This window comes from Gimesia panareensis (assembly GCF_007748155.1).
Classification (GTDB): Bacteria; Planctomycetota; Planctomycetia; order Planctomycetales; family Planctomycetaceae; genus Gimesia; species Gimesia panareensis.
In genome coordinates this window covers 5,201,151-5,226,631 of the sequence record NZ_CP037421.1, presented here as the reverse complement: position 1 = coordinate 5,226,631, position 25,481 = coordinate 5,201,151, and the positions used below count along the sequence as shown (strand labels likewise).

The following is a 25,481-nucleotide window of genomic DNA, read 5'->3' as shown; positions in this document are numbered from 1 at the left end:
AGTGACTTTTTTCCGTTTGCGCAATGCAGAGAACGGGCTGTCTGGTCAATTATCATAAATGAGAAATATTAAAAACGTTACGATTTTGCTCCTGGCTCGGGGGTTGGGAATGGGACTGGCTCCGAAAGCCCCTGGAACATTCGGAAGCCTGCTGGGCCCCGTTCTGGTTCTGGGGCTGTTCTGGCTGCATCTGGCTCTGCCGATCTATCTGCTGATCAGCCTCCTGATTTTTCTGCTGGGCGTCTATGTGTGCGATCGGGGATCGCGGCTTCTGGGTAAAGATGATCCGGGCGAAATTGTCTTTGATGAGATCGGGGCCTTCACTGTGGTGCTGCTGCCCGTCTTTCATCGACCGTTGAGCACTGATTTTCTCTGGGTTTCCGTGCTGGCTTTTCTCTGGTTCCGACTGTTTGACATCTGGAAGCCCTGGCCGGTTCGATATTTTGACCGGATCCACGGAGGCTGGGGGATTATGGCGGACGACTATGTCGCTGCGATCTACGCCGCGATTTGCCTTTACGTCACATTAATTCTTTTGGGGTGGTTTTAGATTCCCGGTTGATTCGTTATGTTGTGAGCGGTTGAAGCATTCCTCCCTCTTGTACAAGGATTTGACAGGGTGTCAGCAGAAATTATTAGCGGTAAAACACTGGCGGCGACGTTCCGGGAACAGCTGGCTGAGGAAGTGGCCGCGTTTAAGGCGGCAACGGACGTCGTCCCCCACCTGACGGCTGTGCTGGTAGGCGATGATCCGGCCAGCGCGGTTTATGTCCGGAACAAGCACCGCGCCTGCGAAAAAGCGGGAATCCAGAGCACGTTAAAACGACTGCCGGCGGAAACAACCCAGGCCGAACTGCTGGCTCTGGTTCAGGAACTCAATGCCGATCCCGGTGTGCACGGCATCCTGGTGCAGCTCCCCTTGCCGAAGCATATCAATGAGACAGACATTCTGGATGTGGTCAATCCGCTCAAAGACGTCGATGCCTTCCATCCGGAAAATGTGGGTTTGATCGTGCAGGGACGCCCCCGCTATCTGCCTTGTACGCCTTACGGGATCCAGCAGATGATTCTCTCCACGCAGATGGAGACCGCGGGTAAGCATGCCGTGATTTTGGGGCGAAGTGAAATTGTCGGGAAGCCGATGGCAATGCTGCTGATCCAGCGCGGCGCGGGAGCAGACGCGACTGTAACCATCTGCCACAGCCGCACTCAGAATCTGAAAGAGATCGTCAGATCGGCAGACATCATCATCGCCGCCATTGGTCAGCCGGAATTTGTGACCGCAGACATGGTCAAGCCAGGCGCCATAGTGATTGATGTGGGCATCAATCGGGTGGGAGATAAACTGGTCGGCGATGTCGAGTTCGAAGGCGTCAAAGAAGTCGCCTCCGCAATTACCCCGGTTCCGGGAGGAGTGGGACCGATGACAATCGCCATGCTCTTAAAGAATACGCTGACGGCTGCCCGGATTCTCTCTGGTAACGCAGCTAACTAGGCTTATCGAGTGTTGGAAATAAAAAAACTCTCCTGAGATGATCAGGAGAGTTTTCGAGACGTTCGCTTTGGAAAGAAGTCCGTTCGTCAGAACTATTCAGGCTTCTTTTCTTCAGGTTTCTTCTCTTCCGGCTTCTTTTCTTCCGGCTTGGCAGCGTCACCGGCTGGTTTAGCAGCGTCACCGGCTGGTTTAGCAGCATCGCCGGCAGGTTTAGCGGCATCACCTTCTGGTGCAGCAGGAGTTTCTTCAGGAGTCTCCGCGGGAGCCGGTGTTTCGCTGGGAGCGGGAGTTTCAGTTTTGCCACAACCAACGAAGAAGAGTGACAGGGCCAGCATGGTAAAGAGTGTCGACAGTAATTTCATCTCAGTTCTCCATTTCTCGATTCAATAACGGATCTGCAAGGGTGAGAAGCCTGCAAATCGGGGCCAGTTCCATGTTTGAAAGAAACCCGGTTAAGAGGCTGGCCCGTAGAACACGAGCCGAACCTGCCTTTCGCCCTTTAAGAGTCCGGCTGATTCCCTTTTATTCCGAAGAAATGGTGAATTTTTCAAAAACGTGGAAATCTGCTATCTGAGTCCCTCGGAAACACCACGAATGAAGCAATTTTCATTGATATGTTTGTGTGTTGATGTATGGCCCTCAGATTGCACAGAAAGAGTAAAGATTGACTTTTTCATTTCATAAACCTATTGTGATGGAAGAGAGGGCCAAAAAGATTCGGCAGCATTCATGCAGGATGCAACTCGCTGAGTCAGTCGAAAACAATAGTTTGTGCTGTCTACGCCTCTATCTTGATTTGTCTCTGCTTCCTACCCCACCCGATTCAGTCAGAGATCAATGACGAGGACAGTTATAAGGAGTGAGTCCGTCTTCAGACTGGCCGCGTACCTGGCTGCCATGTCAGTCAATCGATTTCTTTATGCTTAATTGAGCCTGGCAGACGGGCAAGAAGCCTGCTGGCTGATTCGCATAGATATTCTATCAGGACGATACATGGGGTTTATCACCTTCATGATCGAACGGGTGATTCTAATGAAAAAGTTTTCCATCTTTATGTTGGCACTGCTGACAGTCTTGTGTGTCAGCGAAGTCAACAGTTTCGCGCAACGGGGCGGACATGGCGGCGGTCACCACGGCGGTGGTGGTCATCATGGCGGGTTTTCCGGTGGCGGCAGCCATCATGGTGGTATGTCGCGCGGCGGATTTTCTGGGGGCGGAAGCCACCGGGGGAGTTTTTCTCACTCGATGTCTTCTCCGAGCCGCTCCTTTTCACACCGGAGCTCAGGCGGCAGCATTCGGCACAGTGCTCCCTCAAGATCTTTCAGCCAGTCATTAGGACGTTCGTCAGGGCGCTCTTCTCATACCACGATGAGACCCGGTCACTCAACGCATTTTTCTCCCGGCAGTTCGCTTAATTCCTCGCGGCATTCACCTTCCTTTCATTCATTTTCACAAGGTCAGCGAAGTCTGTCAGGAAATCCTGGTCTGCATTCCGGTAATCGCAGTCACTCCGGTTCCCGGTCATTGGGCAACAGCCGTTCGTTCAACCAGAATTTCGGGTCACGACATGGAAGCGGTATCACCGGATTCAGGTCGGGCGGAAGTCAGCATGGCATTACCAGTCAGCATTTCAGAGGATCAACCGGCGGTCGGATGGGTGGAATCCAGTCCGGTTTCGGAAGTTCGCACCAGCATCGTAACCCGGGATTACGCTCCGGGGGACAGCATCATGCCGGCCATAACAGTCCCGGTTTGAGATCGGGGCGAAATTATGCGCGCGGCAACAATTATCAACGCTATGCCGGCAGATCGTATTACTACAATCCTGGTTACTGGTCCGGTTATCGAACCGGATACGGTTTCGGGATCGGATTCGGTTACGGAGCGGGATATGGCTACTACGGCCGAGGCTATGGTTACTATCCTTACTACCATTACCGCAGATATGGCTATCGTCCCTGGGTCTGGGCAACATATGGAGGTCTGGCTTCATGGATCGGCTATAACAGCCTGACGCCAGTTGTTTATAACTACTCCATCAGCAACGGGTACGTCTGCAACAATGGAGCCCAGATTGCGCCGGTTTCGGATTACGCCTCACAGGCGAATCAGATTGCCGACAGTGTCACTCCTCCTGATCAGTCAGCAGACTGGATGCCGGTCGGGCTGTTCGCGATTGTTCCCCAGGGGACCAAAGATGTGAACGTCACCGTACAACTGGCGGTCAGTAAGAATGGTGCTGTGGCCGGTACCTATTTCAATAAAGAAGGAAATATTACCCTGCCGTTACAGGGGGCCATTGATGAAACGAAACAGCGTGTGGTCTGGAAGGTGGGCGAAGAGGATGCGGTGACAATGGAAACCGGTCTGGACAGCCTGACCAAAGACAAATCGACCGTGGTGCTCTATTTCAATGATGGTGTTTCCGAAGTCTGGGATATGGTTCGCATCGACCAGGATGTCGCCAAACTGGCACAGCAGGAACTGCAGAATGATGAACTGAAATATCAGCTGCTGGGGGCGCACCAGGCACTGGATGACATTGTCGATCCGGCCTGGAAAGATTATCTGGAACTTCCCGCTGATCTGGCAGCAAAGTCGACACCTCCCGATCCGGCTGAACTGGAAGCAGTGATTGCCAACTATCAGCAGGTTCAGGTGGATTCGAAGTATCACATGATTACGGATCGACAGGAGTTTCAGAATACCTATCGTCTGCTTAAGGATTACCTCAAAGAGGTTCAGCATCAACAGGCGCTTGAAAAGCATGTCAAACAGATGGCCGAGAAGGAGCAACCAGAAAAGGAGCAGCCAGCACAGGTGAAGCTGCCGGCCCCACCCCCGGTGGAACAGCCTGAACTGGTAGCTCCCAAGCCCGTGCTGCCGAAACTGCCTGCGTCGAAATAGAGGCACTGAGGCAATTCGGACCTCAATAGAGAGTCAGTTCGCATTCCGGGAAGCTGAATTTCATTCTTCCGTCTGTTGTTGCAGGCGTTTGGCGACCAGTTCGGCTTCCCGCATGACCCGCAGCAGATTCTGTCCCATGATCTGTTTAATCTGCTGATCCGTGTAGCCGCGATCGAGCAGAGCCTGGGTGATCAACGGGTAGGTCGAGACATCTTCGAGTTGACTCGGCAGAGTGGAGACCCCGTCGAAGTCGGAACCGATGCCGACATGTTCCACTCCCGCCACTTTCACGATATGGTCAATGTGGTCGACCACATCATGAATCGTGCCGGGCTTCAGCTTGTGGCTGCTTTGCCAGCGGTTGTATTCCCGGTTGAAATCCGACTCTTTGGGGTACTTCGCTTTCAGTTCTCGTCGGACATTGAACATTTCAGTCATCTGTTTTGCAGACTCGGGAACGACGAAGCCGGAGAAATAGTTCACCATGACGACACCGCCGTTCTGTTTGATTTTGACCAGGATGTCATCCGGGACATTGCGGACATGATCAGCGACCGCCCGGGCCGATGAATGCGAGGCAATGATGGGCGCCTGGCTGACTCTCAGCACGTCTTCCATGGTTTCCGGCGAGACGTGAGAAATATCGACCAGCATGCCCAGCTCGTTCATGGTGCGGACCACCTCTTCACCGAACGGAGACAGGCCATGGTTCTGAGCGGTATCCGTGGCGGAATCAGCCCAGTCGAGAGAGTCGGAGTGGGTCAGCGTCATGTAACGCACACCCAGTCCGTAGAAGACCCGCAGCAGCGAGAGCGAATTTTCCATGGAATGTCCACCTTCCACGCCGATCATGGAAGCGATCTTGCCCGCTTTGTGGATGCGTTCAATGTCATCGGCGGTGGAAGCCATCTCGAACGTTTCCGGGTAGCGCTTGACCATGCGGTGGATTAAATCGATCTGCTCCAGCGTATAATGTGCGGCCCGGCGTTCCTGTCGCGTTTCAGCAGGCACATAGGCAGACCAGAACTGGGCGCCTACATTTCCCTGCCGCAATCGGGGGATATCGGTATGGAACTGCGGTTGCGGTTTCGCGATGTCCGCCTGTTTGAAGGAAGAAGCGGCTTTTTCTTTCATGGTCCAGGGAAGATCGTTGTGCCCATCGATGACCAGGCATTGCTGGTGCAACTGACGCGCCCGATCGGTCAGGACGATGGGTTTCCGTTCAGGCGGGGCAGCGAGCGAGAGTCGAGGGGCCAGGCACAGTGCGGCCAGTAGAGGGATCAGGATTGGGAGAGAGAAAATTGAGCGTTGTGGGTAGTTCATTCGCATCGCGTCCCCTGGAGTCAAACGTAAGAAATGAGCGTATTTTTAAAGGATAGCAATCCCCGGTGATGAGATTCAATTGGAAGGGGACCGGATTGCCAGCGAAAAGACAGCATTTCTCAGGTTCGCGCGGAGTGAATTAATATTGATGTCAAATCGGTTTCGGGTTAGCCTGACAGGGTACGAGACCGTGATCTGACTGACTGTGATGCGCTCCATGCCGGGTTCGCTCCCCATGGACGGTTTGTCAAAGGAAACAAAACGATGAGCGATAGTCTGGAAACAGTGTATTCAACGACGAATGTCATGGAAGCGGAATACATCAAAATGACGCTGGAAGGGGAAGGGATTCGCTGCCTCCTGGAAAATGAAAACCAGGCCGGTTTTACCGGGATTTTTGAGATCAAGGTCGACGTGCTTTCTTCCAGTGTGGATCGGGCCCGCCAGATCATTGATGAGATTCGCGAGTCTTCAGAGTCTCACGACGATTCAGATGACACTGAAGAGGAGTGAATCTGTCACTCGGGTTCCGTTTTCTGGACGATCAGCAGACAGGGGGCTGTATCGGATTTTGAACGGGCCTGAATCGTCTCTGTTTCAAAGTCCGTTGCGGATAACTGATCCAGCCATTCCCTGATGGCAGCGGTCTCAGTATCACCACCGGGATGCCCCGGGTAGGCGAGGATCGTCAGGATTCCTCCCGGACGCAGGTACTCTATTGCCGCCTCCAGGGCCTTGAGAGTGGATGCCCGCTGCGTAATCAGACGATGGTCACCCCCGGGCAGGTAACCCAGGTTAAACATGATGGCCCCTGTCGCGCCCCGATGTTCCGCGGGTATGATCTCGTTGAACAGGCTGTGATCGCTGCAGATCAGCTCACATTGAAAGCAGTCGGATTCTGCCAGCAAAGCCGCTGTCTGGTCCAGGGCCGCCAACTGAACGTCAATCGCATAGACGCGTCCTGCTGGACCGACGGTCTGACAGAGAAAGCAGGCGTCATGACCGTTCCCCGCGGTGGCATCGATGGCGGTCTCTCCGGGGCGGAGTACTGTTGAGATCAGTTCGTGTGCCTGGTCGGTTAAACGTGTCATGAGGGGCGCTTTAATTTACGGCTGAGGTCCAGTTGTTTTTCCGGAGGTACTTTCCCTTCCAGAACATCGACAAAATGATCTGCCATCCAGGGCGTCTGCAGGCTCCCTTTGGAGGCGAACCCGTTAAAGAAGCCGATTTGCGGGTTTTGCGGATGCAGGCCCAGAACGGGGAGTCGGCCCCGGATGACGGGCCGGACCGCGGCCCGGTGATCGACAACTTCAAAAGGCCGTTTCAGGAATTCTATCAGACGGTTGATGATCTCTTCCCGTCCGGCAGCAGTCGGTTCGCAGTCCAGGTGCTCTCGATCGTAGGTGGAACCGGCACGATACAGATCTGCTTTCCAGTGTGCGAGCCAGACGCCCCGATTGACAACTCTCCGTTCTGTCAGCCCCGGGATTTTCAAAGTCAGGATTTCGCCTTTGACGCCTTCGAACGGAACCGACTCAAACCAGGGGTTGTGTTGTGCCTGGATGCCCTGACAGAACAGGATTTTATCGGCGGTTATTCCCAGGCGGGGCAACTGAACCGAGTCCGCTTCCCATTTCAAATCCTGTGCCGGGTCAATGTCTGCTTCCCGAAAGCAGTTCTGGTTTCGGAACCAGTCTCGCGATGCATTCAGATAAGTCGGCACATCGAGCTTGCCGCCACCGTGCATTTCAAAACCGCCCCGGGACAACTCAAAGTCGGTTTGCTCTGCCAGTGGTGCGGGGACGGTGACGAGTTCCGGAAAGTGTATTTGGGAACGCAGGTGATATTGTTCCTGTTCCTGCTCCGAAGCAAACAGCCGCAGCATCGGTTTCAATTCGAGGAAGTGACAATCCGTTTTCTCTTCAATTTCGCGATAGAAATTGACTGCGAACGGCAGAAATTCATCAAGCCGCCAGGAGACAACCAGGCGGAGTCCGGTGATCGGGGTGATCAGGCCAGCGGCAATCTTTGAAGAAGTGGTCTCTTCACAGCGGTCAATGATCAGTGGCTGGTATCCCCGCTGGAAGAGAGTCCAGGCGAGAGCCGTCCCCGCCAACCCCTGTCCTATGATGAGATAGTCAAACCGTTTGCGAACTGACATGAGGTTGGAATCTGATGAAATTAAAAGGTGATAATGGTAGAACCGGAGGTTGCCGGAAATAATGTACGGTTAGACGATTGCTGTTCAAGCGTCTGACATCAATGCCAGGCATGAAACAAATATTAACTGAGACAGAAGTGCATTGCATCGAAGGAGTTAAAACTTTCCTGCTATCGAATATAGATGTATTCATTATTAAGGATTCTTATTTATTTCTAAATGTAGCAACTTCGCAGGAACTTATTTGACAATTTTATAAAACTACTATTAAAATCGAATCGGAGCTTATTGATTTATTTAATTTCAATTAATATTTGATTCGGATTTTACAACTCAGCCCCCATTCAGGGGTTCCTTATCATTTGCTTTCCGGAAACGGACTCCTCATCAATTCTTTGTGAATCAGAAACGCCAGATTTGATCTGGCAGAATACGAGCATACTTAACGGCGATTATCCTCTCATTAAACAGATGCCATTTCTTATTCATCTGAGAGAGAAACGATACTGCGTGTTGTGAGAGACTGATTTTATCATCTCAATATTCACTATTCTTATTCTAAAAGGAGAGTCAGTATGGATTTTAAACGCTCAAGAAAGAGAGGCTTTACGCTGATTGAATTGCTGGTGGTCATTGCGATCATCGCAATTTTGATCGCCCTGTTACTACCTGCGGTTCAGCAGGCGCGTGAAGCGGCCCGAAGAAGTACCTGCAAAAATAACATGAAGCAGATCGGGCTGGCACTGCACAACTATCATGAGACACATTCGATTTTCCCGAATGATGTCTGGACCAACAATCCGGGCGGGTCGTCTCCGGGAGCTCGTAACTACAGTTGGATTACATTGATTCTGCCTTATCTGGAACAGGCTCCCCTCTACAACCAGATCAACTTCTCCGCACCACTGCTGGGCCAGACTGGTCCTGCAGGACCGATTCAGGCGACCAAGCTGGCCGTGCTGCATTGCCCTTCTGACCAGGATCATGATCCCAGTGCCCGCGATGGTTTCGCAACCACGAACTATGCCGGTTCACAGGGCTTTGACTGGTGGCAGCGTCCCAACCAGATTCACACTGGTGTATTCACGCTAAAATCCAAAGTGCGTATCCGCGATATTACTGACGGAACCACCACCACGATTGCCGTGGGTGAAGTTCCCCAGAACGGGTTTGCCGGTGGCGGTCGTACCTGTGGTGCCGGTCGTCTGCGTGATGGTGGTGGAGAAGCGGTCTACCGCATGGCGTTCATTGCTTCGACTCACATCGTGGTTATGAATAACTCTGCTAACCAGCTGTTGTTACCAGATGGGACCTCCACTGGTGAAGATGGAACGTTCTACAAAACTGCTCCGTATGCCTGGGGGCCGCTCTACATCGCAGCTCACTGTCTGAATTCAGACTGGCCAGGTCCCGGTTCCGTGCACCAGGGAGGTGCTCACTTCCTGATGGCGGATGGTTCGGTGCGTTTTGTCAGCGAAAACATCAATTACCATGGTGACCACAATGCATCCGCGGGTGCCCCCAGTCTCTGGATGTCACTCAACACCATCGCCGGTGGTCGATACGACAGTATCGTTGGTGATTTTTAATCTGTTGTTCTTTAGCTCCTCTCCTGGTTTTCAGGAGAGGAGCTTTTGCTGATTGACCCAGGTTCAATTTTCTAAAATAAAGGATGAGAGCAAACGATGATGCGCTCAGCGAACGTACTGCTGGCCTCCCTGATGATCTGCCTGATGGCAGGCTGTGGAGGGGGAGACGCTGCAGGAAGTAAACGGACCGTCCAGACAGTGCCAGCCTCTGGCTCATTGACATTGGACGAGAAACCATTCGGGCCCATTCATATTGATCTGCTGCCGCTTACCAGCGGAGACAATGTGCGGACCGCCCGGGCGGATGTGAATGAAGATGGGACTTTTGTCCTGGGAACCTATGAAGAAGCGGACGGCGCCGCACCAGGCAGCTACCGTGTCGTTCTGGGGAACATGGGCGAAAACCTGATGGATCCTCCCCCCGCAGTTCTGGAAACTCAAGTGATGATTCCGGAAGGCGGCGGCGATTCCATTAAAATTATTCTCAAGTCAGCCAAAGCGGATGCTGCAACTGACAGCCTGTTGAATCCAACGATTAAAAAAGCGAAATAGCTTTTCAGTGATTCCAACATCAAACTGTAGTCTCCTCGCGAGACTACAGTTTTTTGATGCGCTGGTTGGAAAGAATTATTGTATCAGAGAGAGGGGAGAGTCGTTTTACTTTCCGATACAATACAGAGTCTCCTGGCGTTTTCCTGAAGCGCGGCTGGCGGCGCGATGGAAGATCTGGTTCCCACAGATCGCAGGAGAAGCAAAACACTCGTCGCCCAGCTGGTTTTCCGAGAGCAGTTCAAACTTCTCTGGATTCGCGCGAAAGACAAACGTCGTTCCCCGTTCGTTGGTCAGATACAGGCAGTCATTGGCCAGTACCAATGAGGAGGAAACTTTGCCTCCCAGGCGATGTTTCCACTGCTCTTTCCCGGTCTGTGCCTCCCAGCAGTAGGCGATGCCGTTATCATCGACGGCATACAGGTAGCCATTGAAGGCCAGCATCGATTGTTCATAGCATTTGACCCGGTTTGACCAGGCAATTTTCTTTGAGCCATCTGCCTGGACTGCAATGGTGCCCTTGGTGGGGAAGCCTCCGCTGGCGAAGACCAGGTCCCGGTCCCAGACCATGGTGCCACAACTCACAATCCAGGGGGCGGGAACCGACCAGAACTCGCGACCGTTATGGGGATCGAAACTGGCGACCCTGGAATTGCCGCTGAGCAGCAGCTGTTCTTTCCCGGCGATCGAAGTGACGACTGGCGTCGAAAAATTGATTTTTTCCGGTCGCTTCAGACGCCAGATTTCTCTGCCGGTCTGTTGATCGAAGGCTGCCAGGTAACCGTTTTTCTCGTATTCAGCCGCGACGATGACCGAACCCTGATAGAGGATCGGCGAAGGGGCGTAGCCGAACTGGTAAGCTTTGGGAAGAAAACCGCCGGCCCGGATCTGCCAGCGCTGGTTACCTGCCAGATCAAGGGCGGTCAGTTGAATGCTTTCGTGATGGGGAAACGCCGCAAAGACCAGTTCTCCATTGGAGGCCAGAGTCGGAGAGGCGTGCGTATTCTTCTGATGGATTTTGGGGGCAAACCCCCCTTGACTGACGTCGGTTTTCCAGAGGATCTCTCCCGATTCCCGTGCGAGGCAGATCACGGATTGGATCTCCTGCGATTCATCTGCAGTCGCGAGCAGAATCCGATCATTGACGACAATCGGCGATGCATGGCCGCGCCCCGGGAGGCGAGTCTTCCAGTGAATATTCTCTGTTTCGGACCAGGTGACCGGGGGCGTTTCTCCGGAAGCCGCCAGTCCATTTGCCGTGGGGCCGCGCCAGATCCGCCAGTCGTCAGCGGCCTGCAGGAGGGCAGGAAACAGGAAGGGCATGAGAGTCAGAATGATGCAGCGGGTCAGGGATCGCATCGGTAAGCCAACTTTCAGTCAGGGAGTTCAGGGGGAGAGAGTCAGGTGAGTCAGTTAAGCGCATCGCGAGTCTATTGTGAGTCACGGAAAGGCCGTGTGCAAGCAGATCAATAGCGAACATTAAAGTTATGTTTATTAATAAATAGTGACTAGATATTCAAATTTTCATAAGGCGGGAGGGAATCCAGTCTTCCCTCCAGGATTCTATCTTTCACAGGTGACAGGTTGACTTTTGGTTTGCTAGAATGACTTTGTTCCGAAGCATGTTGTTTTATGCGCCAGCATTTCTATTCACACCTCCAGTGATTTCAACATGTTTCAGGCAGGCCAGCTCATTCCAATCTGAGATCACAAGAGTTTCTGATTCTTTCGATTTCCAGTGATGAAATCAGATGATATATCCAGTGCGCCCTGGAGTATCTGACCGAATCAGGACAAAGGGCCGTTATGATACGAGTTCAAAATCTCACACGTATATTCGAAGCCGGGAAACAGGATGTTCTGGCCGTCGATCATGTTTCTTTTGATGTTGAGTCGGGAGAGGTTTATGGCTTACTGGGACCGAATGGTGCCGGTAAAACGACCACTCTGCGGATGATTTTGGGGCTGTTGAAACCGACCAGCGGCGACGCGGAAGTCGAAGGCTTTCGGGTCTCCACGCACCCGGATGAAATCAAACGCCGGGTTGGCCTGGTCTCCACCAGCGCCGGTCTGTATCAGTGGCTGAGTCCCCGGGAAATCCTCTCCTTTTTTGCCGATGTCTACGGGGTGCCCGCGGTCCTGGCCGAGGATCGTATCGAGCAGCTCTCAGAATTGTTCGAGCTGACCTCGTTTCTGGATCGACGCTCCGCGACGCTGAGTACCGGACAGAAGCAGCGCGTGAATCTGGCACGATCTCTGATTCACGATCCCCCTGTGATGCTGATGGATGAACCGACCCGTGGACTGGATGTGGTGGGTAGTAAAGTGATCTTTGATTACATCGACCATCTGCGCGGAGAAGGTAAAGCCGTGATCGTCTGCACGCATCGTCTGGATGAAGCCGAACAGCTCTGCGACCGGTTCGGTTTATTACACCAGGGGAAGAAAAGTTACGAAGGGACCCTGGAAGAACTGCAGCAATGCACTTCCTGTCAGACATTGACCCAGATCTTTTTGCAGCTCCTCGACGCGCCAGTGCCGCAACCCGAAACCGTCACTGCGACACAGGGGGACTTGCTTTAATGGTGTCGCCTTACGACCAGGATTCGGACGACCGGATCTATACCCCCACGCCGGGTTTTCGTTTTTCCGGGCTGTTGAAAAAAGAGCTGCGGGAAATTCTGCGCGATCGGCGGACCGTGATTACCCTGATCCTGATGCCGCTATTGGTCTATCCACTGCTCGGGCTGCTGCTGCAGAAGTTCTTCCTGAGCCAGATGAGCCAGCTCAGCAAAGTGGAATATCGAATCATCCTTCCCAATGAAGCGGAAGGACAGTTATTTCGTGCTGTCCTCACCAAAGGCAACCGGTTGCTGGCATTGAGCGACAGTCAGGCACGAGAAAAACAGCAAACCACAGAGTCGGGAAATCAGCTGGCGGCGTTACAGACCGTCAAACCGGTGATCAAGTTTCTGATCGCAGACAATTACGGGAAGAATAAGAACATTGAAAAGCTGGTCCGCGAGGGACTGGTTGACGTTGGTGTGCGATACACCCCTATCGATACTTTGCAGGCTAATCAGAAACGCGAAAGACACAGTGGGCGGTTTCAGATCATCTACGGAGCCCAGTCGGCTCACAGCAGGCGGGTTGCTGAATATGTGGAAAAACGCCTGCAGGCCGTACGCTGGGATGAACGGGACAAAATATTGACCCGGCTGGGGAAAAGCGAAACGGTTCCATTTATGACGACTCTCGCGCCAGTGAAGTCCGAAATGTCTCAGGGAAATTCCCTGGTCACTTTTGTCCCCATGATTCTGCTGCTGATGACCATGACGGGGGCCGTCTATCCTGCCATCGATCTGACGGCCGGCGAACGCGAGCGGGGAACCCTGGAAACTCTGATGGCCGCACCGCTGCCCCGGATGTGGATTCTGTGTTCCAAGTTTTTTGCCGTCCTGACGGTGGCGACTCTGACTGCGGTGGTCAATATGGTGGCGATGCTGGCGACCGCGTATGCCAATGGGCTGGAGGGTATGTTGTTCGGCGAAGGGCTCACGCCACTGGTCCTGCTGCAGATCCTGTTGCTGCTGCTGATCTTCGCTGCGTTTTTCTCGGCGGTGCTGCTGTGTGTGACCAGCTTTGCCCGCAGCTTTAAGGAAGCACAGGCGTATCTGATTCCACTCATGCTGATCTCGATGGCCCCCGGGATTATCGGACTGGTCCCCGATCTCAAGATGACGCTCTTCTGGTCGGTGATTCCGCTGGCGAATATTGTGCTGCTCAGCCGGGATTTTTTACTACATCAGGCGCATCCGGCTCTGTTTTTCGTCTCCGTGTTTTCGACCCTGTTTTACGGAGTCGTCGCGCTCAGCCTGGCAGCGCGCATTTTCGGCGCGGATACCATATTATATCAGAGCGACGCCTCCTGGAGTGATTTATTCAAGCGTTCCCGTAGGACACATGCTGCACCTGCGCTCAATAATGCCGTGCTCTGCCTGGCAGTCCTGTTTCCGGTGTTTATCCTGACGGCTGCCTTTGTCAGTCGCTTACAGGAATTCTCGATGGCGATGCGTCTCTTGATTTCAGGAACGCTGACGTTTTGTCTGTTTCTGCTGATCCCACTGTTATTTGCCTGGCTGGGGGGCGTGAATCTGAAATCGGGCTTTCGCTGGTATCTTCCCCGCCCTTTAGCCTGTGTGGGAGCCGTGCTGCTGGGATTCACGCTCTGGCCGATTGCTTATGAGATTGAAATCTTCGCGCTGACTGACTTTCGCATTGAGATCCTGACCAGACTGTTTGATTCGATGAAGCTGGAACTCGAACTGGTGCCCCTCTGGATCAAGCTGGTCAGTCTGGCCGTGCTGCCTGCGGTCTGTGAAGAACTCTTTTTCCGGGGATATCTGCTGAGTGGTCTGCTGAATCGTTTTTCGAGCACACGGGCCATTTTCCTGTCCGCATTTCTGTTTGCGTTGTTCCATGTGGTGGTGCGCGATTCTCTGTTTATTGAGCGTTTCTTTCCCAGTTTCTTTATGGGGATCTGCCTGGGGTACGTGAATGTACTCTCACGCAGCGTGATCCCGGGCATCGTGCTGCATATGTTGCACAACGGCCTGCTGATCACCTTTGCCAACTTCCAGGAATATTTTTCGCAGTGGGAAATGAATCTGCAGAACCAGAAGCATCTGCCACTGGTCTGGCTGCTGGTCTCACTTGGTTTCGTGGTAGTCGGCTTTGCGCTGGTATGGCTCAGCAATCGAAACGAGAAGCCAGATGAAGCACTGGTCAGTGTTTCGCCACCGACGGCAGGCTAAGCCTCGTTTCGTGAATGCTGCTTTTACTTTCTTCACACACCCGGTAGGATAGAATCTGGTTTTACTGTCAGATTCGAAGCTGATTGTTGTGAATAACCACACTTACGGTTATCCGGTTGTGTTGAGGAAGTACCCATGTCGCGAAATCTTTTCTGGTATCTGTTGTTTTGTCTGAGTACTGCGCTGCTCCCGGCAGCGGAGCAAAAGCAGCCGAATATTGTCGTGATTCTGGCCGATGATTTTGGTGTCGGCGATATCCAGGCACACTATCCGAAAAATAAAATCCCCACGCCCTACCTGGACCGACTGGTGCAGCAGGGAATGAGTTTTACCGATGCCCACAGCGGTTCGGCGGTCTGTACTCCTACACGTTACGGGATCCTGACAGGGCGCTATGCCTGGCGGACTCGACTGCAGGAATGGGTGATTGCCGCTTACGAGCCCCCCTTGATTGCCGAACAGCGTCTAACGTATCCCGGGTTGCTCAAATCGCAGGGATACGCGACCGCCTGTATCGGGAAGTGGCACCTGGGCTGGAACTGGCCTGGTCCGCAGCGCAGCCAGATGACGGAAAAAAAGAACGGGCAGTGGAAGCTGACCTGGGATTTCACCAGACCCATTCAAGGAGGTCCCGTTGATCGGGGCTTCGATTATTACTTCGGCGTCGATCTGCCGAATCTGCCTCCATTTACCTTTATCGAAAACGACCGCGTCCTGGTCGAGCCGACGGAGAAATTTCAACCCGATCCCGCGGAAGGCATCGTCCTGCCGAAAGCCTTTACGGGAGCCCCGTCAGCGCCCGGCTGGCGGATGCAGAAGATCCTGCCCGAATTGACGCGCCGCGCGGTGAAGTACATTGAAGACCGTGCGGAGCAGAAACAGCCGTTCTTTCTGTATTTTTCGATGACCTCCCCCCACGAGCCGGTCGTTCCCTCTCCGCCCTTTCGGGGAAAAAGCGGGATCGCCCCTGTGGCCGACTTTGTGATGGAGACAGACTGGTCCGCCGGTCAGGTCATCGAGGCCATTGACAAGGCGGGACTGAGCGACGATACCATCGTGATCTTCACCGCAGACAACGGGCATTCGCACTACACGGGCTGGAATGATCTGATCAAAGCCGGCCATCTTCCCAGTGGACCCTATCGGGGACATAAAGGAGACGTCTGGGAAGGGGGGCATCGCGTGCCGCTGGTCGTGCGCTGGCCCGGCAAAATCGAAGCAGACAGCAGCAGCGACCAGATGGTCTGCCTGACGGATCTGCTCGCCACCAGTGCCGATCTGGTGGGAGCAAAACTGCCGGCCGAAGGAGCAGAAGACAGTCTCAGTTTCTCCTCGGCCCTGCGTGGAACCGCGAATCCGCAGCCGCGCACGACTCTGGTGAATCATTCTAATTTCGGTGAATTTGCCTATCGGGATGGTCCCTGGAAACTGGTGTATAAACTGGGCGGTCGTAATCTGGAGAAGTCACGTGGCAAGCCTACGATTGCCGAACTGTATAATCTGGAAGCCGATATCGCAGAAGAGCAGAACCTGGCTCCGTCGCGACCAGAGGTTGTGAAACGGATGACCGCGGATCTACAGGCGTTAATCGATCGCGGCAGCAGTCGACCCGATCAGCAGAGTCGCAATGATGGAAAAATCACTTTCAAATCGACTCAAAAATTGCGTTGGGCACCCGCGAACGACTGATCACGCAAACCCCGAAGCCCTGTTTATTCGGTCTCTTCTGATTCGTCTGCAGCTTCATTCGAAATGCGATTCCCACGTTTCAGGGAATCGAAACCGAAACGGTCGGCGATCTGATCTTTGATCTGATCCAGGCGGGCGTATTTCTGCTGATCCTCTTCGTCAAACAGAGAACGCTGTTGCCGGGAACTGTGGTCAAAGCCGGTTACGCCGACGCCGATCAGTCTGATGGAGAGACGGCGTGCCGGCAGCCGCTGTTCCAGTATCTGCAGGGCCGTTTCCTGGATTTCCCGGGTGATGTCAGTTGGTTGCGCGATGGTCGAGGCGCGCGTGAAGGTCGAGAAGTCGTCGTATCTGATTTTGAGTTGAATGGTTTTTCCCCGCAGCTGATTTTTACGGAGGCGGCGGGCGACATCTTCGACCAGTTCGATCAGGACCGCTTTGAGAATTTCCAGGTCGGTGACATCCTGGGAAAACGTCGTCTCCCGCGAAATGGATTTGGCTTGACGTTCGGGAACCACGGGACGATCGTCGATCCCCTGTGACAGTTTCCAGAGGTGCTGGCCCTGTTCGCCGAACAGTTCCGTGAGCAGAGCTGGTTCGAGCGCACGCAGCTGGGAGACGGTCTGGATCCCCAGTTGATTGAATCGTTTCGTGGCCACCTTGCCGATGCCCCAGATCCGGGAGATGGGGAGCGGGTCGAGAAATTCATGTATGCGGTTCGGATCGACTAGCACCAGGCCATCCGGTTTATCAGCATCGCTGGCGATTTTGGCGAGGAATTTATTCGGCGCGACTCCGACGGAAGCGATCAACTGCAGGGATTCCTGAATTTCCCGTTTAATCGAATGCGCGATCTGTTCCCCCGATCCGAACAGCAGTTTGCTCCCCGTGACATCCAGGAACGCTTCGTCGAGGGAGAGAGGTTCGACCAGTGGCGTAAAACGATGGAAGATCTGCTGTATGATCTGGGAGACAGCAGCATAATCTTTCATCCGGACCGGGAAATAATGCGCATGGGGGCAGAGTGCGCGTGCCGTTTTCATCGGCATGGCGCTGTGGACGCCAAATTCGCGGGCCGCGTAGTTGGCAGCGGAAACCACGCCCCGCGACTCAGCCTGTCCGCCGACAATGATCGGCTGACCTTTGAGTTCCGGGTGATCCCGTTCTTCAATCGACGCATAAAAAGCGTCCATATCCACGTGCAGGATGGTGCGCATGATTCTGGTTCAGAATGGCTGAATTTATTAGGGTCTCTAAGATAAGGGGATGCACCTGTATCAAATCGAAGATAGCTGCTTTCCCTCTGTTTTTATCAGATTCATTCTATCAGGAATTCCGGGGGAGTCGTATGAAAAAGAATAGAAGCGAAAACAGACATAAAGCAGTCTTGATCTTTGCAATGCCGATTCCGAGTCCCTTATAATGGCGGGACACGACCAATCATCCTGCACCTGCGTGATTCATTTTCTGGAATCGACGCATCATTCTATGTAGATAAGGAGTCTTCTGTGAGTAAACAAAAGCAGAATCGTCGCGACTTTTTGAAAACTTCTGCTGCCGCTGCCGCGGGGGCCAGCATCCCCTTCTGGTTCAATCTAGATCCTGCCAGCGCATACAAATTTAAAGCCGCCAATGATCGTCCTGTCGTCGGTTGTATCGGCACCGGAAGTCGCTGGAATGCAGTCGGCCCGAATGCGATGAAGTACGGAGACGTGATCGCCGTCTGCGATGTAGACTCAGCTCACGCCGATAAGGCTCATGACAAAGTCAGAGATATCCAGGGGAAAAAAGGGAACAACAAGGAAGTTGCTGTTTTCGAAGACTATCGGAAAATTCTGGACAACCCCGAAATTGATATCGTCACCATCGTGACCACCGATCACTGGCACACCAAGATTGCCATTGAAGCGATGAAGGCCGGAAAGGACGTCTATTGCGAAAAACCTCTGACATTGACCATCGATGAGGGGAAGCAGATCATCAAGACCCTCAAGGAGACCGGTCGCGTGTTCCAGGTAGGGACGCAGCAGCGCAGTGAAATGGGACAGCGGTTCCTGAACGCCCTCGGGGTGATCAAGGAAGGCCGTCTGGGGGATATTACCGAAGTGGAATGTGTGATCGGTGGCATTGATCCCAGCGGTTCGATTCCCGTGGCGGAAGTTCCCAAGACCCTGAACTGGGAAAAATGGCTGGGACAGGCACCAATGACCGATTACCGCTGGAAAACTGGTGGAGATGGACGTCCTAAAACCCGCTGCCACTATGAATTCCGCTGGTGGTATGAGTATTCTGGCGGAAAAATGACCGACTGGGGCGCACACCATGTGGATATTGCCCAGTGGGGCATCGGCATGGATCACTCCGGTCCCACCCAGGTGGTCCCCATTTCCGCCGTGCATCCAGTGCCTCTGAAAGACGGCATGCCTACTAAGGATGATGCCTACAATGTGGCCTCCAACTTTGAGGTACAGTGCACTTTCCCGAACGACGTCAAGATGAAGATCAAGAGTGACGGTCGAAACGGGATTCTGTTTACCGGTACCAAGGGCCGCATGTTTGTCAGCCGGGGCGATCTGACCGGAAAACCGGTCGAAGATCTCAAAGATAATCCGCTGGCCAGCGATACGATCAAGAAGTTGTATAAAGGTCGTCAGCCCGGCGATCACATGCGAAACTTCTTCGAATGTGTGGATGCCCGGGAGCAGCCGATCTCCGATGTGATGACCCATCATCGGGCCATCACCACCTGTCACCTGGCAAATATCGCCATTCGACTGAACCGGTCGCTGAAATGGGATCCGCAGACGGAGCAGATCATCGGCGATGACGAAGCCAATCAGTGGCAGAGTCGCGAACAGCGCAAAGGTTATGAAACCAACGCCTGAGTTCGCGTCGAATTTGAAGCCAAGCGCTCAGCCTGGAGTGAACCTGTTTCCTCCAGGCTATTTTTATGCGCCGTGAATTCCCAACCGGGGAGTATTGCTGGCTTGCTAACAGCGCTCGATCAGAATGCAATTCAAGCCGGGCGTTGGGTGGCACTGTTGGCTTGTCCCCAATACTGTTCGGCTCACGGTTTGCAGTTGATTGTGGATTGCAGCTTAACTCTTATGAACTGCATTTTTTAGAAGTTTTGTTTGAAGATCTCATTCAGTCATGGCTCATACACGGCTATGAAATCTTTCGAACAGCGCAGCATGAATCATCTCGTCACCAACAGTCAGCAGTCGGGCGAGGAGTCCTGTGCTATCTGGTTTCGTGGGATTGCAGACGGTTGATGTGGTTGATCAGATCATCCTCATCCGCCAGGCCACTGAAATAGAAACACAGCATTTCATATGTTCGGAGCGTCGGCTTTTTCCCTGTAATCAGACTGATTAACAGACAGGCGATCATCGCGCAATAAGTCTGTATCTGAATTCCCTGCGGGTTCTGACTCAGCAGGTGACGACAGCCAAGTACATGCTTTAAAAAACGAAAGAACAATTCAATTTGCCAGCGGTGCTGATAGATCAGCGCAATGATCTCAGCAGGCACGTCCAGCAGACTGGTTGCCACAACCAGATCCTGGCTTGCCCCCTCCCGTCTCCGTCCTCCCCGTTTAGGATGCGGAGTGACTTTGACAGTAATCCGACGCACCGGATGATCAGGGTGTTCTATTCTCCGTGACTTGGGAGACCCCAGCTGCCCTACCCGATCTTCCAGCACTCCCGCTGCCCTGGCCTCTGCGGTCAATTCACGGGATTCCTGTTCCACAAAAATGTGATCACCGCGAATTCGACACACGTAGCTGCTGCCGGCATTCACAATCGCATTAAACAGGGCATATTTTTCATAAGCACGGTCCAGGATGTAGCAACGATCTTTTTCCAGCACGTTAGTCAGCATGGATTTTTCATTACCTTCTTTGCGACCGGTGGCATCCGTCAGATCCATGCGTACCGGGATTCCCCGCAGTATTTCAAAATGAGTGTGCAGCTGCCAGCCTTTGTCCTGGCGGGTTGAAAAACAGGCCTGAGTGATCTGCGGCAGTGTTTTGAGGAACGTGCCATCCACGGCAGTCAGCGTCTGAGCCAGATCCTGGAGACGCCGATCCTGCGGCTTCTGGGCAGGCAGTTTTTCAATCAGTTCGCCTACAATTTCCCGCAGCAGTTCAGGGTCAAAGACCCGAACCGCTTCGGAAAGGGATCCCAGAGAAGACCGCGGGCAGCCCAGTTTTCGCTGGACTTTTTTGAGCTCACTGGCCTGCTGTAATCCGCGCAAAGAAGTCACGATCGGATTGAACAGGTACAGTAACTGCAGTGCGCAATACTGATCGTAAAACAGTTGCCGGTTACCGGCTTTGTCACGTTCAGTTCCCTCGGGACGCAGTCGCTTAAACAGCGGGAGAACCCGATCCAGATACTTAAGACCGGTGATGTCACAAGCTTCGATGCTATTAGTCTGTTGATTGGCCATGCTGATTCCTGTCGTTATGGCAGTATTCTATACTACCAGACGACAGTGCGCAAATATCGTGCCGAACAGTATTGGGCTTGTCCCAACAGTGATGAAAATCAATGCCTCCCGCTACGCGACTGAGGAAAGAGCCGAACGCAATTCGAGCCAGACGCAGGTAATCGACAGAGCAACCATACGCATCACAAAAAACAGTCAAAATCGCTAATTGAGAGGATCTTGTTGGCTGAGTCGAGTCATATGGGGTATCATGGCTTGTAAATCCCAGGCACAACAGTCAAAGGGAGACCGGTTTTCTGCCTGGCAGACCTGAACCCTTTCAACAGCATTTCTGTCACACTTTCAACAGCGAGGGGGACTTAAAATGGGTCTGTTTGATTTTCTGAAACGAAAGCCGGAAAAGGCTCCGGAAGATGAAGGACCATCACCGCATTACGTATTTGCACATTACGCGCTGCGGCAGATTGCCCTGGCGGAACCATTACAGATTCTGGCGATTGTTGCTTCGCCGGATGTTGGTAATTTCATCGATGCGGTACTCCAGGATGTCGTCGAGCAGTGTGGACGCGAAGCAGGCTTCGAGGCTGCCGACATTAAAGTTCATCCTAAACGTGTCAACGATTTTCCCTGCGTCGTGGTAGAAATGCCCGAACCTCAGGAAGCAGCCGAAGCCCACATGGTCGCCATTCTCGTTCCCGTCGATTTATCAAAGGATCCGCCATCTGAAGAGGAACAGGAGCAGATCAAGGCGCACTACTACACGCTGGAAAAAAGTTTTTCGCTGACAGGCGAGCCCCGGACCGTGCTGGCGGAATGGGGCGAGTCGCGACACTCCAATTATGGAGAAGGCCCTGAGCCGACAGTCGAAGCATTCGTGGCAGCGCTGAATAGTCGGTCCTCTGGGGGATAAAGCAGGACAGGCCCAGTTCACTAACACGATTTCAGCGCAACAGGATTCGCGCAGCCGCCCGTTTTCTTCCCGATCACAGCCAGAGATGGATGCGTTCGTACAAGTCAGCGGGGACCCGCTTTTTGACGGCGTTGAGTACCTGTTTGTCATGATAGCGCGTACTGAAGTGCGCGAGAATCAGCAGTTCGTTCTGAAATCGTTCGGCGCGCTCGACGATGTCGTCGAGATGCATGTGACCAAACTTATGGATCTTCTCCCGTCGGTGTTCGGGGCGGTAGAAGGTCATTTCAGTGATCAGCACTTTCGATTCGTAGGCCATCTCGAAATGATCAAGACCGGCGGGCGCTGTATCTCCCGTATAGCAGACCAGCGGCACGCGGATCTCTTCGCTGACTTCAGTACCGGACATCCGCGCGTCGCGGATTTCCGTTTCCGGCTTGCCCATGAATTCCGGTTTCAGTTTTTTACGACAGTCCCAGACCTGAAAACCGAGCGAGGGGACCGTGTGCTTCGTGCGGAACGCGGTGACGGCGTGTTCGCGCGTCAGCTGAATGTCTTCGCCGTCTTTCATGCCGATTAATTCACAGTCCATGCGGCCCCGATCGAGCTTGTGCCAGCTGCGGAGCATCTTCCAGACCGGATCGACGACTTCTTCCGGAATATAAATCGTCGGCGGACTCATTTTCATCATCCGCCGCCGGGCCACATAAGCGGGAAGTGCCGCCATGTGATCCAGGTGGGCATGCGAGATGAAGTACACCGACGTCCCCATGAACGACCAGGGGCTGGCCCCCAGATCAAAGCCGAGCTTGAGTTCGGGGATTCTCCAGTAACTCTGAACGGCAGCGCGGGAATACCCCTCGATAGTGAGTCCTTTGTATTTCACAGATTGAAGAGGCAGATTTTCGAGCATGAGCTTAGACTATCAGAGACGGAATCGGTCAGAAGATGATTGAAAGTAGACCCGCCTGCGGTTCACAAAACAAGCGGGCCAGTCAGTAAGATCAGGGGAGTTTTCCCGGCCAGCAGGTCAGATTACCCCATTTGTATCAGCATACCAAGAAATACACCGCCGGATTTCGAGAACGATTCGAGATTCGGCGGTGTGAGCATCACAATGTTCGCTTCAACGGGGGAAGTGACACTTATTTGACTGGAATGGATCGGCCTGTTTGAATACTTTTTGCTTCTGCGTAGCAGATTTTCAGAGCGTCGCGGGCCAGGGCACCGGAGAGCGCCTCTGGTTCTTCGCCCGACTGAAGGGCATTGACGGCAGCCTGGAGTTCCAGGGTGAATGCCGCACACCAGGCATCGCCCCCTTTCAGTTTCGGATGCTTCAACTGTCCGGACTTGGTAATTAAAGTCAGGGGCTGGCTGACAACCCATTCTTTATTCTTGCCCACTCCCATGGTGCCTGCGCCGAACAGCACTGTGGCCTCTTCAAAATAAAGTTCGAATCCGTGTGCGAATTCCAGGCCGCGGGTCGCGATTCCACCGCTCACACAGCTGATGGCCAGGTTCGGATCGTCGTAGTCGTAGACAGTATGGACGTGGTTGATGTAACCCTTGTTTTCGATCCCGCGTGAGGTGACTTTACGGGGAACACCACACATCAGGCTGATCAGGTGGTTGTCATGAATGTGCAGGTCGATGCCCCAGCCCCCCAGTTTCTGGAAGTCTTCAATATTTTCGGACCACTTGGGTGGAGCCATCACCCGACGGAAATGGGCGGCCAGCAGTTTTCCATATTTCTGGCTGCGGACGCACTCGACCGCGAACTGAAACTCAGGGAAGAAGGGGAGAACCTGGGCCACCATAAACTGAACGCCTGCTTTTTCGGCTGCCTTGACCATCCGGTTGGCGGCTTTGAGGTCGATGGCGATCGGCTTTTCGACGAGCGTATGTTTGCCGGCGTTAATGGAATCCAGCGCCACCTTTTCATGCATTTGAGTGGGCAGGCAAATATCGACCAGGTCAATATCCGGGTCGGCCAGCAGTTCATGGTAATCGCTGTACTGTTTTATTTTGGAAAGATCAACCTGGCCTCCGCGGGGACCGAAATTACCTTCGATACTGCTCCAGTCGCCCGCCAGTTTTTTGGGATCACGAGTGGATATCGCGGTGACCTTGGCTCCTTTGAGTTTTTTAGCTCCTTCGAAATGAGCCATTCCCATAAAACCAACGCCGATTATTCCGATACGAATCATGATGTTCCCCTGATAACGAGGCAGGTATGCTGAGTTAGTTAACACTGTTGCTAAAGACTGACGATCAAAGCGTGAATCGTCAAGCGGTTGCCCGCTGGATTTCCAGCTTCTTTCGCATCTGAATTGAATGGAACGCAGATGAGTGAGGATTCACTCTCCCGAAATCGTGTCGAAGGGAGCAACCGGCCATCCAGTATATTGGAATCTGCAGGCCTGGAGGGCTGGTTGCACCAGTTGAAACAGTAATTCGGGGTGTGACGCATCTTCTGCCTGAAGTGGATGTGCCGGTTTTTTGTGCAATTGCAGTTGTGCCTGTTTTTTGGGCAGGATTTTGGGTGAAATGGGCGGTTTTGGGGCTGGGTTTGTGGGTTGTGCGGGTCGTTCTGTAATTTTTCAGTCTGGGCTGGACACGATTATTCGAAAACTGTTATCATACTGATGTCGACATCGTAGTGATGGCAGTTTGCTGCGTGTTTTCAGCAGATTGTCGAGATGAGTACTCTTAGAACTCCCCTCATCCTGCACAATGCTTCGACCTTCCTGGAAGGTTACAGGGAAGTATGAGGGAACAGAAAACGAAGGATTCGAAAAGAAATGCTTGTATTATCACGTAAGCCCGGCGAGCGGATTCGGATTGGCGATGATGTAACTCTGACGATTGTGCGAATCGGACCTAATTCTGTTCGCCTGGGAATTGATGCTCCCCGCAGTATGAGCATTGTTCGCGAAGAATTATGTATCGACTTTTCAGAGTTGCCCGAATCAGAGCAGTTGACTGAAGAGCCTTCTTCGCCCTAGGCAGTACGACGAAGGTCCCTGTTCCCCATCTCTGGACTCGAAGTCCATTCTGATCGTACGGTCTCCGATCAACGCGTTACCATTCTTTAATCATCGTCCCTTTGTCTGGAAGGTATCGGCAATGTGTGCTGAGCCTCATCAATCCGATTCTTCGGCGGATCAGATCGGTCTGCGCGCCATTTATGAGGGGCGTGTGCAGGGGGTTGGTTTTCGATATCGGACTTCCCAGCTGGCACAGCGGTACCCCATCACGGGGTTTGTGAAAAACCTGGCGGATGGAACCGTGGAACTGGTGGCGCAGGCCCGGGAGCAGACTGTGCTGGATCGGTTTTTCGACGACATGATGCTCACATTTGCAACGAATGTGACAGATGTATCAATTCAAGGGATTCCGGCAGATCCCGGTCGCCAGGAATTCACCATCGAATACTAGCAGTGTGCTATCCCGGCAGCAGCGCTCAGGCTGGCCGGTTTTCTCTCAGGCAGCTCTGCCCGCTGGGTCATAAAGCCTGTTTTTGAGCAGGTTTCGGTCGGTTTGCAACGAATTTGGCAAGTTGTAGCGAAGGCTCCTGTCAGATTGGGGA

23 protein-coding genes are annotated in these 25,481 nt (G+C 53.2%); 13 read left to right on the top strand and 10 right to left on the bottom strand.

The window, feature by feature from the left end; translation table 11 throughout:
- Positions 1-58 precede the first annotated feature (58 nt).
- Both Enr10x_RS19450 and folD read left to right on the top strand, forming a co-directional pair.
- A complete protein-coding gene (locus tag Enr10x_RS19450; RefSeq protein WP_145451060.1) occupies positions 59-550 on the top strand; it encodes a phosphatidylglycerophosphatase A family protein in 492 nt (163 codons plus the stop codon).
- Between the two features lie 69 nt (positions 551-619).
- Positions 620-1,495 carry a bifunctional methylenetetrahydrofolate dehydrogenase/methenyltetrahydrofolate cyclohydrolase FolD gene (gene folD / locus Enr10x_RS19445; protein ID WP_145451059.1) on the top strand — a complete coding sequence of 292 codons (876 nt, stop codon included), beginning with the start codon at positions 620-622 and terminating at the stop codon, positions 1,493-1,495.
- Between the two features lie 92 nt (positions 1,496-1,587).
- On the opposite strand, the gene Enr10x_RS19440 is transcribed toward folD, so the two are convergent.
- Positions 1,588-1,857 carry a hypothetical protein gene (locus Enr10x_RS19440; protein ID WP_145451058.1) on the bottom strand — a complete coding sequence of 90 codons (270 nt, stop codon included), beginning with the start codon at positions 1,855-1,857 and terminating at the stop codon, positions 1,588-1,590.
- A 667-nt stretch (positions 1,858-2,524) separates the two neighbouring features.
- Positions 2,525-2,737, bottom strand: coding sequence for a hypothetical protein (locus Enr10x_RS19435; RefSeq protein WP_145451057.1), 213 nt, complete (start codon positions 2,735-2,737; stop codon positions 2,525-2,527).
- 411 nt (positions 2,738-3,148) lie between these two features.
- On the opposite strand from Enr10x_RS19435, the gene Enr10x_RS19430 reads away from it, so the two are divergent.
- Entirely contained in the window at positions 3,149-4,402 is a 1,254-nt protein-coding gene (locus tag Enr10x_RS19430) for a hypothetical protein (protein WP_145451056.1), read from the top strand.
- 60 nt (positions 4,403-4,462) lie between these two features.
- Here Enr10x_RS19430 and Enr10x_RS19425 read toward each other — a convergent pair whose 3' ends face one another.
- On the bottom strand, positions 4,463-5,725 hold the full coding sequence (locus Enr10x_RS19425) for a dipeptidase (protein WP_145451055.1): 1,263 nt from the start codon (positions 5,723-5,725) through the stop codon (positions 4,463-4,465).
- A 264-nt stretch (positions 5,726-5,989) separates the two neighbouring features.
- Between Enr10x_RS19425 and Enr10x_RS19420 the strand changes: the two genes are divergently transcribed.
- Positions 5,990-6,238, top strand: coding sequence for a putative signal transducing protein (locus Enr10x_RS19420; protein ID WP_145451054.1), 249 nt, complete (start codon positions 5,990-5,992; stop codon positions 6,236-6,238).
- 5 nt (positions 6,239-6,243) lie between these two features.
- Here the strand turns inward: Enr10x_RS19420 and Enr10x_RS19415 are convergent, their stop codons facing one another.
- Positions 6,244-6,816 (bottom strand): class I SAM-dependent methyltransferase, encoded by a 573-nt coding sequence (locus Enr10x_RS19415; RefSeq protein ID WP_145451053.1) that lies wholly within the window; start codon positions 6,814-6,816, stop codon positions 6,244-6,246.
- On the bottom strand, positions 6,813-7,886 hold the full coding sequence (locus tag Enr10x_RS19410) for an NAD(P)/FAD-dependent oxidoreductase (RefSeq protein ID WP_145451052.1): 1,074 nt from the start codon (positions 7,884-7,886) through the stop codon (positions 6,813-6,815). Before Enr10x_RS19410 ends, Enr10x_RS19415 begins: the two co-directional genes overlap by 4 nt.
- A 575-nt stretch (positions 7,887-8,461) precedes the next feature.
- Between Enr10x_RS19410 and Enr10x_RS19405 the strand changes: the two genes are divergently transcribed.
- Complete coding sequence (locus tag Enr10x_RS19405; RefSeq protein ID WP_145111624.1) at positions 8,462-9,475, top strand: DUF1559 domain-containing protein; 1,014 nt, start codon at positions 8,462-8,464, stop codon at positions 9,473-9,475.
- Between the two features lie 96 nt (positions 9,476-9,571).
- Positions 9,572-10,027, top strand: coding sequence for a hypothetical protein (locus Enr10x_RS19400; protein WP_145111621.1), 456 nt, complete (start codon positions 9,572-9,574; stop codon positions 10,025-10,027).
- A gap of 105 nt (positions 10,028-10,132) precedes the next feature.
- Here the strand turns inward: Enr10x_RS19400 and Enr10x_RS19395 are convergent, their stop codons facing one another.
- Complete coding sequence (locus Enr10x_RS19395) at positions 10,133-11,383, bottom strand: outer membrane protein assembly factor BamB family protein (protein ID WP_232093057.1); 1,251 nt, start codon at positions 11,381-11,383, stop codon at positions 10,133-10,135.
- Between the two features lie 447 nt (positions 11,384-11,830).
- On the opposite strand from Enr10x_RS19395, the gene Enr10x_RS19390 reads away from it, so the two are divergent.
- The 3 genes from Enr10x_RS19390 (at position 11,831) to Enr10x_RS19380 (ending at position 16,527) form a co-directional block, all read left to right on the top strand.
- Positions 11,831-12,607, top strand: a complete 777-nt coding sequence (locus tag Enr10x_RS19390; RefSeq protein WP_145111618.1) for an ABC transporter ATP-binding protein — start codon at positions 11,831-11,833, stop codon at positions 12,605-12,607.
- The gene (locus Enr10x_RS19385; protein ID WP_197994656.1) at positions 12,607-14,838 is read left to right on the top strand and encodes an ABC transporter permease subunit/CPBP intramembrane protease; all 2,232 of its coding nucleotides are present in this window, start codon (positions 12,607-12,609) and stop codon (positions 14,836-14,838) included. Before Enr10x_RS19390 ends, Enr10x_RS19385 begins: the two co-directional genes overlap by 1 nt.
- Positions 14,839-14,973: 135 nt before the next feature.
- Entirely contained in the window at positions 14,974-16,527 is a 1,554-nt protein-coding gene (locus Enr10x_RS19380) for a sulfatase family protein (RefSeq protein ID WP_145451050.1), read from the top strand.
- Positions 16,528-16,550: 23 nt separating this feature from the next.
- Here the strand turns inward: Enr10x_RS19380 and dinB are convergent, their stop codons facing one another.
- Positions 16,551-17,744, bottom strand: a complete 1,194-nt coding sequence (dinB, locus tag Enr10x_RS19375; RefSeq protein ID WP_145111608.1) for a DNA polymerase IV — start codon at positions 17,742-17,744, stop codon at positions 16,551-16,553.
- Between the two features lie 291 nt (positions 17,745-18,035).
- Between dinB and Enr10x_RS19370 the strand changes: the two genes are divergently transcribed.
- On the top strand, positions 18,036-19,412 hold the full coding sequence (locus Enr10x_RS19370; protein ID WP_145111605.1) for a Gfo/Idh/MocA family protein: 1,377 nt from the start codon (positions 18,036-18,038) through the stop codon (positions 19,410-19,412).
- 358 nt (positions 19,413-19,770) lie between these two features.
- Here Enr10x_RS19370 and Enr10x_RS19365 read toward each other — a convergent pair whose 3' ends face one another.
- Positions 19,771-20,982 (bottom strand): IS4 family transposase, encoded by a 1,212-nt coding sequence (locus tag Enr10x_RS19365; RefSeq protein ID WP_145110800.1) that lies wholly within the window; start codon positions 20,980-20,982, stop codon positions 19,771-19,773.
- Positions 20,983-21,346: 364 nt separating this feature from the next.
- On the opposite strand from Enr10x_RS19365, the gene Enr10x_RS19360 reads away from it, so the two are divergent.
- The gene (locus Enr10x_RS19360; protein WP_145451049.1) at positions 21,347-21,892 is read left to right on the top strand and encodes a hypothetical protein; all 546 of its coding nucleotides are present in this window, start codon (positions 21,347-21,349) and stop codon (positions 21,890-21,892) included.
- Positions 21,893-21,965: 73 nt separating this feature from the next.
- On the opposite strand, the gene Enr10x_RS19355 is transcribed toward Enr10x_RS19360, so the two are convergent.
- Entirely contained in the window at positions 21,966-22,805 is an 840-nt protein-coding gene (locus Enr10x_RS19355; protein WP_145111600.1) for an MBL fold metallo-hydrolase, read from the bottom strand.
- A gap of 232 nt (positions 22,806-23,037) precedes the next feature.
- Complete coding sequence (locus Enr10x_RS19350; protein WP_145111597.1) at positions 23,038-24,099, bottom strand: Gfo/Idh/MocA family protein; 1,062 nt, start codon at positions 24,097-24,099, stop codon at positions 23,038-23,040.
- A gap of 594 nt (positions 24,100-24,693) precedes the next feature.
- Between Enr10x_RS19350 and Enr10x_RS19345 the strand changes: the two genes are divergently transcribed.
- Positions 24,694-24,897: a carbon storage regulator gene (locus tag Enr10x_RS19345; RefSeq protein ID WP_145111594.1), complete on the top strand. Its 204-nt coding sequence runs from the start codon at positions 24,694-24,696 to the stop codon at positions 24,895-24,897.
- Positions 24,898-25,018: 121 nt separating this feature from the next.
- Entirely contained in the window at positions 25,019-25,330 is a 312-nt protein-coding gene (locus Enr10x_RS19340; protein ID WP_145111591.1) for an acylphosphatase, read from the top strand.
- The last annotated feature ends 151 nt before the right edge of the window (positions 25,331-25,481 follow it).